Here is an 18037-nt window from a genome sequence, read left to right as displayed (position 1 = left end):
TGGCCCATAGCGCCTGAGTCAAAGGCGTTTGCACCGAGTTTGGCATTGGCCGCAGGGCATCACCGTCCAAACCTCAAAACCCGAGTAGCGGCGATCCGACGGTGGGCGGTATTTGAACGGCGGGGAATCCGATACATTAGGGGAGTTGTTACACTGTTACCCAAGACCCGCCGTTCAGGGGGCGCGACATTGACGAAATAGAGCAGGCGAACAATGTTGTTTTAAGGCATGGGCTTAAATGCCGTTAACTGATCAATTTGAAGGCGCTTCATATCATGTTTCCTGACTCTGCACCGGATGTTTTAAAGCAGTTATCAAGAAGTTTAATCAGCAGTGGCCGGGAAGAATTTTTTCAACACCTTACGTTTTCATTAGCGTCGCTGCTCGATGTCGATCACGTGTTCATCGCCCGTATCGATGCCCATGGGAGCTTCGTATCGCCGCTGGCGTTTTACTCGAACGGGCAGTGGATAAGTGAAGCACCGTACTCCATCAAAGGGGCCGTGTGCGCCCAAATCAATCCCGGTTGCGAATTCATGGTAAGCCAGGGTGTCTGTGAGCAGTTTCCTGATGATCCGCATCTTGCGGCGCTCTCGGCCGAAGGCTTTTTGGGGGTGCCCATGCTGGATGCCGACGCCAACTGGCTCGGCGTCGTAGCGCTCATTCACTCCTCCCCTTTAACCCTGCCGGATTTCGCTATCGATACGCTGCGGATTGCGGCTTCCCTGGCGGGGGTCGAGCTCTCGCGCCAATTGGCGGGGGCCAGCGCGAAAGTGCATATCGACCGCCAGCGCCGGGCGCTTCAGCTTTTAAGCGAAGGCGGCGAGGCGGTGTTCAATGCCCCAACCGAGGCCGCCTTGATGCAAGGCTGTTGCGATGTGGCCGTGGGCACCGGTGGCTATGCGGCGGCCTGGGTCAGCCGGCCCGACGCCACGCAGCGCGCGGATTCGCTGAGCGTCACGGCCATGGCGGACCGGGATGGCGAGGAAGTCGCCTGGTGCAGCCCGCGCCAACTCATGATCAAACGCTATAGCCACACCGTCACTCAAAAAGCGTTCGAGCAGGGCCGCGCCCTGGTGGTGAGTGAGCTTACGAACACCGGCGGGGTCAACGAGAATCTCAAGGAGGCGCTGCTGGCCCTCGGCGTCAAAGCGTTTATTGCGCTGCCTCTGATGTTTCGTGATGTTCCGCTGGGCGTGCTGAGTTGTTATCACGCCCAGGACGCGGCCATTTCCGAAAAAGAGCTCAAGATCCTCGGCGACCTGGCCAACGATATCGCGTTCGGGCTGGACAATTTTCTGCGCCGCCAAAACGAGCAGTGCATTCAGCACGCGGTGACCCACGTGGCCACCGCGGTGTCCGCCGGCCACGGCAAGGCCTTTTTGTCGCAACTGACCGTGCACATGGCGACCGCGCTCTCGGCAGAGGTCGGGTTTATCGCCACGCTGGACAAAGAGGACCCCGATATCGCCACGATGGTATCGATTCACGTCAACGGCGAGGAGCAGCCCGGGCTTCGCTATCGCCTGACGGGTGTGCCGTGTGAGGACGTCATTGCGAACCGCGAGTGTATCGTGCTGGAAGGCGCTTCGGTGCGCATGCCCCGCGAGGCCAACGGCGCGCTCGATTGGGTGAATGGCTATATCGGCCACCGCCTGGATGACGCCCAGGGCAAGCCGATCGGTATCGTCGGCGTCATGTACGAGCAGGCGCTGACGCACACCCACATTGCCCGAGAAGTACTGCAGATATTTGCCGCCCGGGTCGCCTCGGAGCTCTCCCGCCAGCAAGACGAGAGCCGTATCCGCGAGCTGGCCTACCGGGATGAAGGCACGCAGCTACCCAACCGCGCCGATTTCATTCGCCAGCTGTCCCAGTACGTTGTGGCCAGGCCGCCTCGGCCGCTGGCGCTGCTGCTATTGGGGCTCGATCATTTTAAGGAGGTGAACGACACGGCTGGCCACCACGGGGGCGATATGGTGCTCAGCGAAGTGGCCCAGCGTTTCGCGGCGGTGCTCGGCGATCGACACTACCTGGCGCGGCTGGGCAGCGACGAGTTCGTCGTCATCTGCCGTGACACCGGCCAGCAGGCGGCTCACGACGTTGCCGCGTCGCTTCAAAAGGCGCTCGAAGTCCCGATCGTCGTCGAACAGCACTCGGCGGAGCTCAGCGCAAGCGTGGGTATATCGCTGTTTCCGGAGCAGGCGACGAGCGCGCAGGGCCTTCTGAAGTACGCCGATACCGCCATGTATCAGGCCAAGCGGCAGCCGGTCAATACGCGCCTTTTCGAGCCCTGGATGGAGCAGGTCATGCGCGAAAAGCTGGACATGGCCAAACGGTTGAGCGCCGCGATCGCCGATAAAACCCTGAGTCTGCACTTTCAGCCTCAGGTGGACATGCAAACCGGCGAGCTGATCGGTGCCGAGGCGCTATGCCGCTGGCAGGATGACGTGCTTGGCAGCATCTCGCCGGGGGTTTTCATTCCGCTGGCCGAAGAGCGCGGCATGATGATAGCGCTGGGCCGCTGCGTGATCGAAAAAGCCTGCCAGCATCTTGCCCACTGGAAGGCGCAGGGGCTCACGTTTCGCGGGCAGTTGGCGATCAACATAGCGGCGGATCAGTTCGACGACAGCGACCTGGCCGATGCGCTGCTCGAAAACTGCAGCACCTACCAGATCGCCCCGTCCGCGCTGAGCCTGGAGCTGACCGAAAGCGGCATCATGATCAACCCCGAAGAGGCCGTTGCGATGACCCGCCACTTCAAGGAGCAGGGCATGGGCCTGGCCATCGACGACTTCGGCACCGGCTACTCGTCGCTTGCCTATTTGAAACGCTTCGCCGTGGACAAGATCAAGATCGACATCTCGTTCATCCGCGACATGCTCACCAGCGAAAACGACCGAATGATCGTTGCCACCATTATCGCCATGGCCCACACCCTGGGTCTGGAGACGATCGCCGAAGGGATCGAGAGCCCGCCGCAGATCAAGCCGCTGATCGACATGGGCTGTATCCAGGGCCAGGGCTACTACTTCGACCAGCCGTTGCCTCCGGAGGATTTCGCCCGCCGTTGGCTCGGGGGCCAGGCGTGAGTTGGGCCGTCGCCGGTTCGCCGCGTGGCGCAGGGAAGGGCGCCGGATTTGCCGAAACTTGATAGGCGAAGCGGGCGGTTAGCGCTAAGGTGGGGAAAAGCCAATAAACGGTTCCGATGCTGGCCGCTGGTCGTTGCGTGCCAGGTGTCGAGGACCCTCGAGTGCGAAGGAGACTCCCCATGGCCGGGACCTACCACACCCAAGTGGGTAGCCGCTGCTACCGCTTTAAAAGCCTTGCCGAGCTGATGGCGAAGGCCACTCCGGCGCGCGCCGGCGACCGGCTGGCCGGTGTGATGGCACAAAGCGCCGAGGAGCGCGTGGTTGCCCAGATGGTCCTGGCGGAGCTTCCGCTCACCACGTTTTTGAGTGAGGCGTTGATTGCTTATGAAGACGACGAAATCACCCGGCTGATCATTGACGACCACGACGTCAGCGCCTTTGCGCCCATCAAGCATTTGACCGTGGGCGATTTTCGCAACTGGCTGTTGTCGGACCAGGCCACCCCCGAGGTGCTGGAGCGCGTGCGCGCCGGTATCACGCCGGAAATGGCCGCCGCGGTGAGCAAGCTGATGCGCAACCAGGACCTGATTTTGGTGGCCAAGAAGTGCCATGTAACCACCGCGTTTCGTAATACCATCGGCTTGCCCGGACGGCTCTCCACGCGGCTTCAGCCCAACCACCCGACCGACGACGTGACCGGCATCGCGGCGAGTATTCTGGACGGGCTTTTATACGGCAGTGGCGACGCGGTGATCGGCATCAACCCGGCCACCGACAACGTCGCCCAAAGCGTGAAGCTGATGCGCCTGATGGACGAGGTGATTCAAAAATACGAGATCCCCACCCAGTCCTGCGTGCTGACCCACGTGACCAACACGCTGGAAGCGATCGAGCAAAACGCCCCGGTGGACCTGGTCTTTCAGTCCATCGGCGGCACCGAAGCCACCAATCGCAGTTTCGGCTTCGATCTGGCAACGCTTGCCGAGGCAGAAGCCGCGGCGCAGTCGCTCAATCGCGGCACGGTGGGGCGCAACGTCATGTACTTCGAGACCGGTCAAGGCAGCTCCCTCTCCGCCGACGCCCACCATGGGCTGGATCAGCAAACCTGCGAAGCGCGCGCCTACGGCGTGGCGCGCAAGTTCAGCCCGTTGCTGGTCAATACCGTGGTCGGCTTCATCGGCCCGGAGTATCTCTTCGATGGTAAAGAGATCACCCGCGCCGGGCTCGAGGATCATTTCTGCGGCAAGCTTTTGGGCGTGCCCATGGGGTGCGACGTCTGCTACACCAACCACGCCCAGGCCGACCAGAACGACATGGACAACCTGCTCACGCTTCTGGGCGTGGCCGGGTGCAATTTCGTGATGGGCATTCCAGGCTCTGATGACATCATGCTCAACTATCAGACCACCTCGTTTCACGATGCGCTCTACGCCCGCCGGGCGCTCGGGCTCAAGGCCGCGCCGGAGTTCGAACAGTGGCTTTCGCGCATGCAGATTTTCAGCGATATCGACGCCCACCGGCTGAGCGAGGCCTTGCCCGCCGCCTTTGCCAATAGCTTGCGCCATCTACCCGGGAAGGCCCGCCATGAACAATAAACCAACGCCTGGAACGCCCACCGAAAGCCCGCAGCGCCACGAGCCGGTCGTCGTCGAAAACCCCTGGGAGACGCTGCGCGCCTTTACCGACGCGCGCATCGGCCTTGGCCGGGCCGGGGTGAGCCTGCCCACCAGCAAGCTGTTGGAATTCCAGCTGGCCCACGCCCAGGCTCAGGACGCGGTGCACTGCCCGCTAGCGCTAGAGGCACTGAGCGAGACATTGACCGAGGCGCTCGCCCTCGAAACCGCCCCGATAGCGCTGCACAGTCACGCCGAGGACCGGGCCACGTATCTACAGCGCCCGGGCTACGGCCGCCGGCTCGACGACGATTCCCACGGGCGGCTCAAGGAGCACGCCACCACCGAGCGCGCCGACCTGGCCGTGGTGATCGTCGATGGTCTCTCGGCGCTGGCCGTGCAGCAAAACAGCGCGCCGTTTTTACAAGCGCTCTACCAGGCGTTCGAGGAAGACGCGCTCGATTGGACGCTCGCGCCGCTTAGCATCGTCGAGCAGGGGCGGGTCGCCATTGGCGACGAGGTCGGCGCGCTTTTGAACGCCGACGCCGTGCTGGTCATGATCGGCGAGCGCCCGGGGCTTAGCTCGCCGGATAGCCTGGGCCTCTACATGACCTGGGCGCCGGAAGTGGGCCTCAAGGACGACCGGCGCAACTGTATCTCCAACGTGCGCCCGGCAGGGCTCGATATGAAAAGCGCTGCCCGAAAGCTGTTGCTGCTGTTGAAGGAGGCGCGCGAGCGTAAGCTTTCCGGTGTGAAGCTCAAGGATCGCAGCGAAGACGACGTGGTCGAGGGCATCGGATCGACACGTAACTTTCTGGTGGCCGACTGACTGTTTTTTATCCGGCATATCGCCTAGGCTAACAAGCATTTCCGGCCGCCTTCACTTTAGTTCGAGCGGCCCTTTGAATGGCAAAGGAGGGCGTTATGTTGACAAGCGAGCCCGCAGACGGCAGCCACTTGCAGGCGGTGTCGTTGCCGCACCTGGTAGTGTTTACCGGCTCCGGCATCAGCGTGGAAAGCGGCATCAAGACGTTTCGCGCAAGCGACGGCCTGTGGGAGGAACACCCGGTCGAAAAGGTCGCCACCCCGGAAGGCTTTCGCGATGACCCCGAGCGCGTGCTGGCCTTCTACGACCAGCGCCGCGCGCAGATTCGTAAAGCCAAACCCAACGCGGCGCACAAGGCGCTGGCCGCTCTCGAGCAGGATGGTTTCAGCGTTTCGATCATTACCCAAAATATCGACGACCTGCACGAGCGCGCAGGCTCTTCTCAAGTGCTGCATCTTCATGGCGAGATTCTAAAGGCGCGCTCCAGCGTCGATGCGCGGCTGCGCTACCCGGTCACCGGTAATATCGCCCTGGGCGAGGTGTGCGACAAGGGCAGCCAGCTGCGCCCGGACGTGGTCTGGTTCGGCGAATCCGTGCCGCTTTTCGACCAGGCCTGTGAGCTTGCAAGCCAGGCGGACTTCTTTCTGGTGGTGGGCACTTCGCTTGCGGTCATGCCCGCCGCCTCGCTTTTGTCTTATATCGGCGCGGAAACCCCCTGTGCGCTGATCGACCCGGATGCGGATGCCCTGACCCCGCCCGGTGTCCTGGCGATCAACACCACCGCCGGTGAGGGTGTGCCGGCGCTGGTCAACCAGTGGCGTCGCCAGAGGAGTTTCGAACTCTCCTGATCCGGGGGCGGGCGTTGGATCTCGGGCGCGCCGCCCGCTTTCACTGGCCCCGGCAGGCGGGTCTGGCTCGTCACGCGCCGGGCGCTGCTTTATACTCGGCGCCCTTTGACTAACTGGGTGCACGGATGTCTGCCTCTGATACTACCTGTGAACAGGATGCGCCGGCCGAGCATCCTCAACCGCCGCGGCGCGAGTTCAAGGCGCGTGGCAGTTTCGTGATCCGCTGCGAAGGCTGTAACCTGCCCAAGCTCAACTGCCTGTGCCCCTACAAGGCCGTGGCGCAAAGCCACGCCCAGGTATGGCTGATCACCCATTCCCTCGAGCATTACAAGCCGACCAATACCGGGCGGTTGATTGGCGATGTGCTGGCGCAAACCCGGGTATTTACCTGGTATCGCACTGCGCCGGACCCGGAATTGATCGCCCTGCTCGAGGACCCGCGCTACGCGCCTTTCGTGATCTTTCCGGATGACCACCCGGACTACGCCGAACGCGTGGTGGGGATCGACGCCGTGCACAGTGCCAAGCGGGAGGCGCGCATACCGGTGTTTATCATTTTGGACGGTACCTGGCGCCAGGCGCGGCGCATGTTTCGCAAAAGCCCTTACCTGGACGCACTGCCGGTGCTGCCGCTACATACCGAGCGCGAAACCCGCTACCGGCTAAGAAAGCCCGCCTCCCGCGCGCACCTGTGCACCGCGGAAGTGGCCACCGAGCTTCTGCGCCAGGCCGGCGACGAGGACGCGGCGAGCGTGCTGGACGATTACTTCGACGTGTTCAACGATAGCTACGCGGAGAGCCGTTTCTATCGCAAGATCGACGAGCCGACCCCGGCCATGCGGCGGTTGCTGGCGCGAAAGGCGCAGGGCTAGTTAGGCAGCCAGCGCAGCAGCACCTTGCGCACCCAAAACCAGCGGTTGATCAGCAGCGCAGCGAAAATCAGGCTGCACCCCAAAAGCTGTAGCAAAGACATGGTTTCGCCAAACCACCAGCCGGCGAGTAGCGCGGTCCACACCGCCTCGAGCATGAGTATCACCGAGGCGTGGCTGGGCGTGGTCATGCCCTGGGCGGTGATCTGCAGGAAAAAGCGCAGGGCGCTGGCCAGCAACGCACTGGCCATGAACCAGCCCAGAATCGAGGTGCTGAGCACCACCGGCTGATGCTCCACCAGCAGCGACGTAACGCTCAACACCACCCCCACCGCGAGCAGTTGCAGCGTGGTGAGCGCCAGCGCCGGCACGTGGCGCACCACGCGGGTGTTGACGTTGATCAAAAACGCAAAGCACAGCGCAGCGCACACCATGTAGAGCTGGCTGGCTTCTAACCGGAAGCCTGCGTTGAGCGAGAGCAGCGCAAAGCCCGCCAGGGCGACCGGCAGCGCCACCCAGGTCGAGCGGGGCGGGCGGTCACCGAACAGCAGCCGTGCGACCACCGGCACCAGCAAAATCCCCAGGCTATTGATAAAGGCGCTTTCGCCCAGGTGGTCGGAGTGGCTAAGCCCGAGAATCCAAAAGCCAATGGCGGCACTAAACAGTACTCCCACGAACAGGCCGCGGCGTATACGCCGCGCGGGCAGCCTGGCAAGCGAAGGCCAGGCAAAGCCGAGCAGCACCAGCCCGGCAAGCAAAAAGCGGGTGCCGATGAATAGCAGCGGCGGCATACCCGCCAGCGCCTCCTTGGAAAATATCCAGCCCGCCGCTGCCACCATCGTGACCAATAGCAGCAGCGCATCCGCTTGCCAGGGCGCGCGCTCGATGTTGTTCACACGGCGCTGCCAAACAGCGCACCGGCGATTCTAAAGCCGGCCACCCAGGTGCCTACCGCCGAGCCCAGCGTGGCCAGAATGAACACCAGCAGCGTGCGCGACACGCGGTTTTTCCACCAGCCTTTCAACTGGGTCACGTCGTGGCGCAGCGAAGAGAAATCGCGCACCTTGGGCTTGCGCATGTAAAGCTCGACCCCGGCGGCCACGAACCCGGCGCCAATCGTTGGGTTGAGCGAGGTGAGCGGGGCGGCGAAGAAGGTAGTGATCACCGTGACCGGGTGGGCCAACGCAATAATGGTCGCCCCGCCGGAGAGAATACCGTTGATCAAGAACCACTCCAGCACCAACTGCCAGCCAAGCTCGGTATTGCGCGAAAAGCCGATCGCGAAGCCGGTAATCACCAGGGCGGTAATGAGCCAAGGCAGCGCCTTCCATATTTTGGAAGGCGGCGGCGTGGTCTCCAGCGCTTCGCGCTCGGTTTTGGGGGTCTCGGGCAGCGGCGCGCTCAGGTGCTCCGTGGTGCCTTTCAAGTGGCCGGCGCCTAGTACCACCAGCACGTTCTTGTAGCGCCCGGGCGGGGCTTGCTCGGCCAGGCGCAGCGCCATGTAACGGTCGCGCTCGCGAATCAAAGGGGTATAGAGATTTTCCGACTCGGCGGCGAATTCGCTGAAGGTGGCCTCCAGCATGTCGCCCTCCTTGAGCTTTTCGATCTCTTCCTTGGACACGTCCTGGCGAGACATGACGCTGCCGAGCAGCCCGGTAAACAGCGAAAAGCGTTGCCACCAGGGGACGTTGCTGTAGATACGCTTTAGCGTCACGCCCACGTCGCGGTCGATCATCAAAAGCGACAAGCCATGGTTCTGGCTCGCCTCGACCGCCGCGCGCATCTCGGCCCCTGGCTGAATACCGGACTGGTCGGCGATGCGCTGCTGAAACGCGCCCAGGGCGAGGCTGGCCGCCACCATGCCCGCCTTGCCCTGCTTGAACACCTGGAAAAGGTCTTGCTCGCCCATGGCGTCCGGGTGGGTCATGCTGTGGTGGCGGGCCTCGCAAAGCTCGATGGCCACGGCATCGAAGGCGCCGCTATCGAGCAGGCGCGTGACGTCCTCGGCGCTTTGGGCCGATACGTGGGCGGTGCCCAGCAGGGTGTAGCGGGTCGCGCCTATGTCAACGGTGTTCAAGGGCCCGCTGGTCGCCGGAAGCGCCTGGGGCGGCTCGGTGGAGGAGGGTGCGTCGTCATCAATCATGGTTGTCTCACTAAAAAAAGGGGGCCTCGCGGCTTAGCGGCGCCAGAACGCGGGGGTGAACAGAACCAGTACGGTAAAGATCTCGAGGCGGCCTAAAAGCATCGCCAGCACCAGAATCCACTTGGCCAGGTCCGGCATGTCGCCGTAGTGTTCGCTTGCCTCGCCAAGCGCCGGGCCCAGGTTGTTGAGCGCCGAGCCAACGGTGGACCAGGCGGTGATTTGATCCACACCGGTCGCCATGACGCCGACCAGCATCAAAAAGAACAGCATCACGTAGGCGGAGAAAAAGCCCCAAACGGCCTGGGCGATGCTGTCCGGCACGCTCACCTTGCCCACCTTGACCGCGATGACCGCGTTGGGGTGGATCAGGCGCATTACCTCACGCATGCCCTGTTTTAAAATCAAAATGATACGAATCACCTTCATGCCGCCAGCGGTCGAGCCGGAGCAGCCACCGATGAAGGCGGCCACGAACAGCATGAACGGCAGCGCCCCGGGCCAGCCGGAAAAATCCGCCACCGCAAAGCCGGCGGTCGTGGCCACCGAGACCACCTCAAAAAGCGCGTGGCGCAGGCCGTGAAGGGTGACGTAGGTGCCGGTAAACCAGAGCGTGAAGGTCGCGATGGTGACCAGCCCCGCTAGAAACAGCATCAGAAAGCGCGCTTCCGGGTCTTCGAAGTAGTGCAGCAGGCGCTTCTCCCGCCAGGCGATAAAATGCAGGCTGAAGCTGAACGCCGAAATCAGCATGAAGGCGACGCAAATCAACTCGATGGCGGCGTTGTTGAAGTAGCCGATACTGGCATCGTGGGTGGAGAACCCGCCGATGGCCACGGTCGAAAAGCTGTGGCCGAGCGCGTCGAACCAGTTCATGCCCGCCAGCATATAGGCCACCAGGCACGCCATGGTCAGCGTGGCGTAAATGTACCAGAGCGCCTTGGCGGTTTCGGTGATGCGGGGGGTGAGCTTGGAGTCCTTGAGCGGGCCCGGGATCTCGGTGCGGTAAAGCGCCATGCCGCCCACGCCCAGCGTCGGCAAAATGGCCACGGCCAGTACCACGATCCCCATGCCGCCCAGCCACTGAAGCTGCTGGCGGTAGTAGCGAATCGATTCGGGCAGAAAGTCGATGCCGGTAATCACCGTGGCCCCGGTGGTGGTGAGCCCCGAGAACGACTCGAACACCGCGTCGGTGAAATCGAGGGCGGCGTCGCCGAACAGCATCAACGGGATCGAGCCGAAAAACGCCAGCACCGTCCAGAACATCGCCGCGATGATGAAACCATCGCGAATGCGCAGCTCCTTGTGCGCGCGCCGGTTGGGCAGATAGAGCAGCAGGCCCGTGGCCACGGTAATCGCGATGCCGCTAATAAAGGCGTACCAGACGCCATCGCGAAACCATAGCGACATCAGCGTGGGCGGCAACATGGTAAGGCTGAAGAGCATCAACAGCAGCCCTAAAATGCGTAGAATGACCCGCAGGCTCATGGAATCGAACGGCTCCTGGACAGTGTTTAAAAGAACGTAAGGCCGACTTGAAAAAGCCGTTCGACGTCGCGAATCCGGCGCTTGTCGATCACGAACAAAATCACGTGATCGCCGCTTTCCACCACGGCGTCACCGTGGGCGATGATGACTTCCTTGCCGCGCACCATCGCCCCGATGGTCGTGCCCTCGGGCAGGCCGATATCGCGCACCGCCCGGCCGACCACCTTGGAAGACTGCTTGTCACCGTGGGCGATCGCCTCGATTGCCTCGGCCGCACCCCGGCGCAGGGAATGCACGTTGACGATGTCGCCCCGGCGCACGTGGGTCAAAAGGCTCCCGATCGTTGCCTGCTGGGGCGAGATCGCGATGTCGATCTCACCGCCCTGGACCAGATCCACGTAGGCGGCGTTGTTGATCAGCGTCAGCACCTTTTTTGCCCCCAGCCGTTTGGCCAAAAGCGACGACATGATGTTGACCTCGTCGTCGTTGGTCAACGCGCAGAAAATATCGCAATCCTCGATATTCTCCTCTTCCAAAAGCCGCTTGCTGGTGGCGCTGCCGTGCAGCACCACGGTACGGTCGAGGCGCTCGGAAAGGTTCGTACAGCGCGTAAGGCTGTGCTCGATGATCTTGACCTGGTGGCTGTGCTCCAGATGCTCGGCCAGGCGCTCGCCGATATTGCCGCCGCCGGCGATGACCACTCGGCGAAAACCGCGCTCGACCCGTCTAAGCTCGCTCATCACCGCGCGAATGTCGCGCCGGGCGGCGAGGAAGAACACTTCGTCGTCGGCCTCGATGATCGTATCGCCCCGCGGAATGATCGGCCGGTTGCGCCGGTAAATGGCCGCGACGCGGGTATCCACGTTGGGCATGTGGCGGCCCAAAAACGCCAGGTCCTGGCCCACCAGCGGGCCGCCGTAAAACGCCTTTACCGCCACCAGCTGAACGAGCCCGCCGGCGAACTCCAGCACCTGAAGGGCGCCGGGGTGTTCGATCAAGCGGCGCACGTGGTCGGTCACCACCTGTTCGGGGCTGATCAATACGTCGATGGGGATGGCTTCGTGGGCGAATAGCCCCTTGCGAGTAAGATAGGGCGTGGCGCGTACCCGGGCGATCTTGGTCGGCGTGCGAAAAAGCGTGTGCGCGACCTGGCAGGCGATCATGTTGACTTCGTCGGAGTTGGTCACCGCGATCAACATGTCGGCGTCTTCGCAGCCTGCCTGACGCAGGATGATCGGGTAGGAACCAGCGCCGGTCACGGTGCGGATATCGAGCCTGGTGTGAAGCTCTCTGAGCTTGGCCGTGTCCGTGTCGACCACGGTGATATCGTTCTCTTCGCGCGCGAGGTGTTCGGCCAGCGCCCCGCCGACCTGGCCGGCGCCAAGAATGATGATTTTCATGGCTGAATCGGTTCCATTGAAAGCGCCGGCGTTTTAATGAAAAGAGCGAAAGGGCGCCGCAAATAAAGACGGCGGCCAGTGTAAACCAGCCGCCGTCGAAAAGCAGTGAGGAAATTAATCCAGGGTGAAGCCGACCTTCACCGTCACCTGCCAATGAGCCACCCGGCCGTTTTCGATATGCCCGCGGGTATCGATGACGTCCAGCCAGCGCATATGATCGATCGACTCGGACGCCTTGGCGAGGGCGTTTTGCACGGCGTCTTCGATGCTGGTTTCAGAAGAGCCGGTGATCTCTACGTGCTTGTAGATATGATTACTCATACGATTTTCATCCTTGTGGTGAATAAACGGCTTCGAGCGCCTGGTTACGCCAAACGCTTTTCCAGCCTGGCATAAAAAAAGCCATCGTGACTGTTTTGTTGCGAAAAGAGCTGGCGGCCGTGGCCGCTCGTCTCGCCCCAGGCCACATCCGACGGGGTGGTGGCCCGCGCATCCGGGGTGCGGCTGATGAACGCCTCGATTTGTTGGGCGTTCTCCTGGGGCAGCACCGAGCAGGTCGCGTACAAAAGCGTGCCGCCCGGGCGCAAAAGGCCCCACAGGTTATCCAAAAGCGAGGCCTGGAGCTTGGCCAGTTGGCCAATATCGCTTTGACGGCGCAGCTTTTTGATATCCGGGTGGCGGCGAATCACGCCGGTGCCCGAACAGGGCGCATCGAGTAAAATAGCATCGAAGTGCGTGCCGCTCCACCAGTCGCGCTCGGCGGCGTCGGCGTGGCGCAAATCGGCGCTGAGCTTGAGCCGGCTGAGCGTATCGTCGACCCGGGCCAGGCGCTGGTTATCCATGTCGATGGCGGTCAGCGCGATATCGAACTGCTCGAGCAGGTGAGCGGTTTTGCCGCCGGGGGCGGCGCAGGCATCGAGCACCTGGGCGCCGGGGCGGGGCGCAAGCGCCGGGCCCAGAAGTGCCGCACTCAACTGAGCCGCCTCGTCCTGAACACTGACCCAGCCCTCCTTGAAGCCTGGCAGTATCGAGACGTCGCAGGGCGTTTCCAGCGTGATGCCGTCCGGGGCGTGGGCGCACAGGTGCGCGTCGAGCCCTTGATCGACCAGCTTGCCAAGGTACGCCTCGCGGTCGAGCTGGCGCTGATTGACGCGCAGGGTCATGGGGCCGGGGTGGTTATTGGCCTCTACCACTTCGCGCCACTGCTCGGGCCAGGCCTCGCGCAGCACTTTCAAAAGCCAGGGCGGGTGTTCCAGCGCCACGCTTTCGTCGCGGTCCACCTCGGCTTGCAGTGCCTCGCCTTCGCGCTGAAGCCGGCGCAGGCAGCCGTTCAATACCCGGGTGGCCCACTCTTTTTTCAAAAGCCGCGCCGCGCCGGCGGTTTCACCCACCGCCGCGTGGGCGGGAATCCGCATGTACAAAAGCTGGTAGATGCCGATCAATAACAGCGCGTGAATATCCTGATCGCGCTTTTTGAACGGCTGCTTGAGAAGCTTCGCGGCCAGCGCTTCAAGGCGCGGCAGGCGGCGGCAACTGCCAAAGCAGAGCTCTTTTAAAAGGCCCCGGTCCCGGGCGATCACGCTGTGCTCGTCAAGGCCGGCCAGCGACCCTTGTTCGTTGAGGACCGGCGTCAGCGCGCGCGCGGCGGCGGCGCGCACCTCCTGGCCACTGCCTTCCTGGGGGCGCTTGGCGCTCATGAGTTCTCTCCGTTATGCGTCTGTTCGATCGTTGGCGTGCCCAGCTGGCTGCCTGGGGCAAGCCGGGGCTGTGGGGCGTTGAGTAGTGCGCTGACTGGCAGCATTTTGGCGCCGGGGAGCTGCACGTGGCTAACGCACAGCACCTGGTGGCCGTGCTCGCCGCAGGCGATGCGCAGATGATCGTCCCCGTGGGCCAGCAGCGTGCCCGGGGCGGATGAATGCGGGGCCGGGCCTTCGGCGCGGGCCATGTAAAGGCGCAGGCGCTCATCGCCCAGCGCGCACCAGGCGACCGGCCAGGGGTTGAAGGCGCGGATTTTGCGCGCCAGCACATCGGCGCTTTGCGTGAAGTCGAGCTCGGCTTCCGCCTTGCTCAGCTTGGCCGCGTAGGTGACGCCCTCCAGCGGCTGGGGCGTGGCCGTGGCGCTCGTTTGGCGCAAAGCGTCGAGCGTTTCGATCAGCGCTTTGGCGCCGTCCTCGGCGAGCTGGTCATGGAGCGCGCCGCCGGTGGTGTGCTCGGTGATCGGCGTGCGTATTTCACTGAGCATCGCGCCGGTGTCCAGGCCTGCGTCCATCTGCATGATGGTCACACCGGAGGCCGCGTCGCCGGCTTCGATGGCGCGCTGAATGGGCGCGGCGCCGCGCCAGCGGGGCAGCAGTGAGGCGTGAACGTTGATACAGCCAAGGCGCGGGATGTCTAAGACGGCCTGGGGGAGCAAAAGCCCGTAGGCCACGACCACCATGATATCGGCCTCGAGGGCGGCGAGCTCGGCCTGGGCGGCAGGGTCTTTCAGGCTCATCGGCTGATAGACCGGCAGTTCGTGCTCGAGGGCCAGACGCTTGACCGGGCCCGGGGTAAGCTTGCGCCCACGCCCAGCGGGCCGGTCGGGCTGCGTATAAACGCCTACCACCTGGTGGCCGCTTTCGAGCAGGGCGGCAAGGTGTGATTCGGCAAAATCCGGGGTGCCGGCAAAGACGACGCGCAGTGGGGGCATGGGTCTACCTGTTCGGGCTTTTTTCAGAAAATAGCGAGAGGGGCGTAAAAGCCGCCCGGTGGGCGGCTTTTTGATCGCTTAGGCGTCCTGCAGCTTGTGGCGCTTTTGCATCTTTTTCATGATGCGGTCGCGCTTCAACGCCGAGAGGTAGTCGACGAAAAGTACCCCTTCAAGGTGGTCGTACTCGTGCTGGATACAGTGGGCGAGCAGGCCATCGGCTTCGAGCTCGTAGGCCTCGCCGTTGCGATCCTGGGCATTGAGTTTGACCTTGAGAAAACGCGGCACCTCGGCGTAGTGCTCGGGGATCGACAGACACCCTTCGGAGAGCGGCTCTTGCTCTTCGCCGATCGGCTCGTAGCGCGGGTTGATCAACACCAGCGGCGCGTCACCGTTTTCAGAGACGTCCATCACCACCACGCGCTGGTGAACGTCGACCTGGGTGGCGGCAAGCCCGATGCCGCGCGCGTCGTACATGGTTTCCAGCATATCGTCGACGAGCTGGCGGACGCTGTCATCAACGGTCTCAACCGGTTTCGCCTTGGTTCTCAGGCGCTCATCGGGAAATTCGAGAATGGGACGTGTAGCCATGGCGTTACTATCACCGTTATTCAATCTGTGGTTTCAAAACAGGGGCTAGAATAGAGGTTAAAAACCGCGACAGGTTCCGGCGGCGGGTCAATGACCGCGCTTGAAAGTCGCCCGCGCCCCTGCCTCAATTGGGTTAGCGCGTCTATGTGCTTTACTATAGGCCACTATATCATGCTGGCGGTACTTCTGGGCATGCGCGCAGGCGTGTCTTCTACCGCTCTCACCCCTTTCAGGGAATCGCCATGGCCGTTAAAAAATCCCTTCGTTATAGCGCCTTCGTCGCGCTTTTGCTGGGGGGCTCGCTTGCCGCCAGTGCCGCAATGGCTTGGGAGCGTATCCGCGACGACGCCCCCGAGCGCTACACCGTCGTACAGGGCGACACGCTTTGGGATATTTCGGCGCGCTTTCTACGTGCCCCCTGGCAGTGGCCCACGCTTTGGCAGGCCAACCCGCAGATTCGAAACCCTCATCGTATCTACCCAGGCGATACCCTTGTGCTTGGCGACTGCGCCGGCGTCCCCTGTTTTGATTTCGAGCCCGGGCGCCCGGTGGTGAAGCTTTCGCCCCAGGTGCGCCGGGTCGAGCCCCGCGAGGCCGTGACGGCGCTGCCCCGCGAGGTGGTCGATGTATTTTTACGCCAGCACCGCGTTCAACAGCCCAATGAGCCGCTTCACGAGCTTGGCTACGTGGTAGGCGGCGAGAACGAGCGCTTCATTAGCGGCGCTGGTGACACGCTTTACGTGCGCGGCGAGCTCCCGGCGGACACGCGCATGGGCTTTTATCGCCCCGGCGAGCCCTACCTGTCCGCCGAAGGCGAAACCCTGGGGCGCGAGCTCGTCTATATCGGCGAAGCGCAACGGGCCGGCCAGCAGGGCGAGATCGCAAGCGTCAAGGTGCTGAGCGCCCAGCAGGAGGTGCGCAACAACGATATCCTGCTCACGCTGGACGATACCTTCGAGGCGGATTTTCAGCCGCGCGCCCCGCTCAATGACGTGGCCGGGCACATTATCGCCGCCCCCGGCGGGGTGCGGTTTATCGGCAGGCTGCAAATCGTGGCGCTGGACCTGGGGACCGAGGACGGCCTGCAGCCGGGCCACGTACTGCGCGTGGACCAGCAAGGCGAGCTCATCAACGACCCGCGCACCGGGGAGCTTTTCCAGCTGCCCAATACGCAAAGCGGGCTGGTCATGATATTCAAGCCCTATAACCGCATGAGCTATGCGCTGGTCATGCAGGCGTCCAACGTATTGGCGATAGGCGACGAGGTGCGCTCACCCGAGCGCTAGGTGTACAGGTGTAAAAGGGGGCGGGAATGGATACGAACGCATGGCTGGCCGTGGAAGCGCTACCGGGAATGGGCGCTCATCGCATCAAGGCGCTGACCCAACGCCAGCCCAGCTGGCCCCAGGGGTGGCTTGCCGCATTGCCGGGTCCGGCGGCAAGTGCGCTAAGGCTCTGGCTCGATCATCCTTCTAAAAGCCCGCTGCAGGCGCGGGTGAACGCCACGCTCGACTGGCTCGCCGGTGGGCCGCAGCGCCACGTGCTTCATCCGGGCCACCCCCACTGGCCTGCTTTACTCGATGAGCTACCCGACCCGCCGCCGGTGCTTTGGGCGCTGGGCGATCTCGACGCGCTCAAAGGGCCGAGTATCGCCATGGTCGGTACCCGCAAGCCGACCGGCGAAGGCGCCCGAAACGCTCGGCACTTCGCCCGGGAACTGGCCCGGCGCGGCTGGTGCGTGGTGAGCGGCATGGCGCTGGGCGTAGACGGGCTGGCCCAGCAAGCCGCCCTCGACGAAGGGGGCGCCACCGTGGCGGTGCTGGGCGGTGGCGTGGATATCATCTATCCGGCGAGCCACCGCGCGCTTTATGAGCAGCTAAGCCAAACCCCCGGCGCTTTGGTGCTGGCCGAGCACCCGCCCGGCACCAAAGCGCGGCCCGCTTTTTTCCCGCGGCGCAATCGTATCGTCACCGGGCTTTCGCTGGGCACGCTGGTGGTCGAGGCTACCGAGAAAAGCGGTAGTTTGGTGAGTGCAAGGCTTGCCCTGGAGCAGGGCCGCGAGCTCTTCGCCGTGCCGGGCTCGATTCATAACGTCCAGGCCCAGGGCAGTTTGGCGCTTTTAAAAAGCGGCGCGACCCTGGCACGCCACGTCGACGATATGCTCGATGAGCTTGGCCACTGGGCGCCTGCGTACATGCCCGCAGCCCAGGCGCCGGCACAACCCCCAACCGAACCTTTGACGGCCATGAGTCACTCGGCTGAAAGCCCGCCGCCGGATGCGCTGCTTGCCGCGCTGTCCTCGGCCCCTACCCCCATCGACCTGCTGGTGCACCATACCGCGCAAAGCGTGGGCGAATGCCAGCAGCGCCTTTTGATGCTGGAGCTCGATGGCCTTGTGGCACAGCAGGCGGGCGGCTGGGTGCGCCTTGGCTAGGCCGTGGTAAGATAAACCCACGTTGGCTGGCAACGCCGAATACTCAAAGGAGG

15 protein-coding genes are annotated in these 18037 nt (G+C 63.3%); 7 read left to right on the top strand and 8 right to left on the bottom strand.

The annotated features are described in order from the left end of the window. Positions 1-275: 275 nt before the first annotated feature. The 5 genes from ACWHXT_RS13985 to ACWHXT_RS13965 all read left to right on the top strand — a co-directional run bounded on the left by ACWHXT_RS13985 (position 276) and on the right by ACWHXT_RS13965 (position 7251). Positions 276-3092, top strand: a complete 2817-nt coding sequence (locus tag ACWHXT_RS13985) for a bifunctional diguanylate cyclase/phosphodiesterase (RefSeq protein ID WP_447956285.1) — start codon at positions 276-278, stop codon at positions 3090-3092. A 179-nt stretch (positions 3093-3271) separates the two neighbouring features. After that, the gene (locus ACWHXT_RS13980) at positions 3272-4687 is read left to right on the top strand and encodes an ethanolamine ammonia-lyase subunit EutB (RefSeq protein ID WP_447956284.1); all 1416 of its coding nucleotides are present in this window, start codon (positions 3272-3274) and stop codon (positions 4685-4687) included. Further along, complete coding sequence (eutC, locus tag ACWHXT_RS13975; RefSeq protein WP_447956283.1) at positions 4677-5534, top strand: ethanolamine ammonia-lyase subunit EutC; 858 nt, start codon at positions 4677-4679, stop codon at positions 5532-5534. The genes ACWHXT_RS13980 and eutC overlap by 11 nt, the downstream gene beginning before the upstream one ends. 95 nt (positions 5535-5629) lie before the next feature. Next, positions 5630-6379 (top strand): SIR2 family NAD-dependent protein deacylase, encoded by a 750-nt coding sequence (locus tag ACWHXT_RS13970; RefSeq protein WP_447926854.1) that lies wholly within the window; start codon positions 5630-5632, stop codon positions 6377-6379. Between the two features lie 125 nt (positions 6380-6504). After that, positions 6505-7251: a tRNA-uridine aminocarboxypropyltransferase gene (locus ACWHXT_RS13965; protein WP_447926853.1), complete on the top strand. Its 747-nt coding sequence runs from the start codon at positions 6505-6507 to the stop codon at positions 7249-7251. Here ACWHXT_RS13965 and ACWHXT_RS13960 read toward each other — a convergent pair. The 8 genes from ACWHXT_RS13960 to def form a co-directional block, all read right to left on the bottom strand. Beyond that, on the bottom strand, positions 7248-8144 hold the full coding sequence (locus ACWHXT_RS13960; RefSeq protein WP_447926852.1) for a DMT family transporter: 897 nt from the start codon (positions 8142-8144) through the stop codon (positions 7248-7250). The genes ACWHXT_RS13965 and ACWHXT_RS13960 overlap by 4 nt on opposite strands. After that, entirely contained in the window at positions 8141-9391 is a 1251-nt protein-coding gene (locus tag ACWHXT_RS13955; protein ID WP_447956282.1) for a TraB/GumN family protein, read from the bottom strand. Before ACWHXT_RS13955 ends, ACWHXT_RS13960 begins: the two co-directional genes overlap by 4 nt. Before the next feature lie 33 nt (positions 9392-9424). Continuing rightward, positions 9425-10873 (bottom strand): TrkH family potassium uptake protein, encoded by a 1449-nt coding sequence (locus ACWHXT_RS13950; protein ID WP_447956281.1) that lies wholly within the window; start codon positions 10871-10873, stop codon positions 9425-9427. A 26-nt stretch (positions 10874-10899) separates the two neighbouring features. Further along, on the bottom strand, positions 10900-12273 hold the full coding sequence (gene trkA / locus ACWHXT_RS13945; protein WP_447956280.1) for a Trk system potassium transporter TrkA: 1374 nt from the start codon (positions 12271-12273) through the stop codon (positions 10900-10902). A 114-nt stretch (positions 12274-12387) separates the two neighbouring features. Beyond that, complete coding sequence (locus tag ACWHXT_RS13940) at positions 12388-12594, bottom strand: dodecin (RefSeq protein WP_447529743.1); 207 nt, start codon at positions 12592-12594, stop codon at positions 12388-12390. Positions 12595-12638: 44 nt separating this feature from the next. After that, complete coding sequence (rsmB, locus tag ACWHXT_RS13935) at positions 12639-13970, bottom strand: 16S rRNA (cytosine(967)-C(5))-methyltransferase RsmB (RefSeq protein WP_447956279.1); 1332 nt, start codon at positions 13968-13970, stop codon at positions 12639-12641. Continuing rightward, positions 13967-14962, bottom strand: coding sequence for a methionyl-tRNA formyltransferase (gene fmt, locus ACWHXT_RS13930; RefSeq protein WP_447956278.1), 996 nt, complete (start codon positions 14960-14962; stop codon positions 13967-13969). Before fmt ends, rsmB begins: the two co-directional genes overlap by 4 nt. A gap of 78 nt (positions 14963-15040) precedes the next feature. Then, positions 15041-15550 (bottom strand): peptide deformylase, encoded by a 510-nt coding sequence (def, locus tag ACWHXT_RS13925; protein WP_447529740.1) that lies wholly within the window; start codon positions 15548-15550, stop codon positions 15041-15043. 242 nt (positions 15551-15792) lie between these two features. On the opposite strand from def, the gene ACWHXT_RS13920 reads away from it, so the two are divergent. Together ACWHXT_RS13920 and dprA are read left to right on the top strand one after the other, a co-directional pair. Next, the gene (locus ACWHXT_RS13920; protein WP_447956277.1) at positions 15793-16836 is read left to right on the top strand and encodes a LysM peptidoglycan-binding domain-containing protein; all 1044 of its coding nucleotides are present in this window, start codon (positions 15793-15795) and stop codon (positions 16834-16836) included. 26 nt (positions 16837-16862) lie between these two features. Further along, positions 16863-17984 carry a DNA-processing protein DprA gene (gene dprA, locus ACWHXT_RS13915; RefSeq protein ID WP_447956276.1) on the top strand — a complete coding sequence of 374 codons (1122 nt, stop codon included), beginning with the start codon at positions 16863-16865 and terminating at the stop codon, positions 17982-17984. Positions 17985-18037: the final 53 nt, after the last annotated feature.

The organism is Vreelandella halophytica (assembly GCF_968193635.1).
This window is presented reverse-complemented; position numbering and strand designations above follow the sequence as displayed.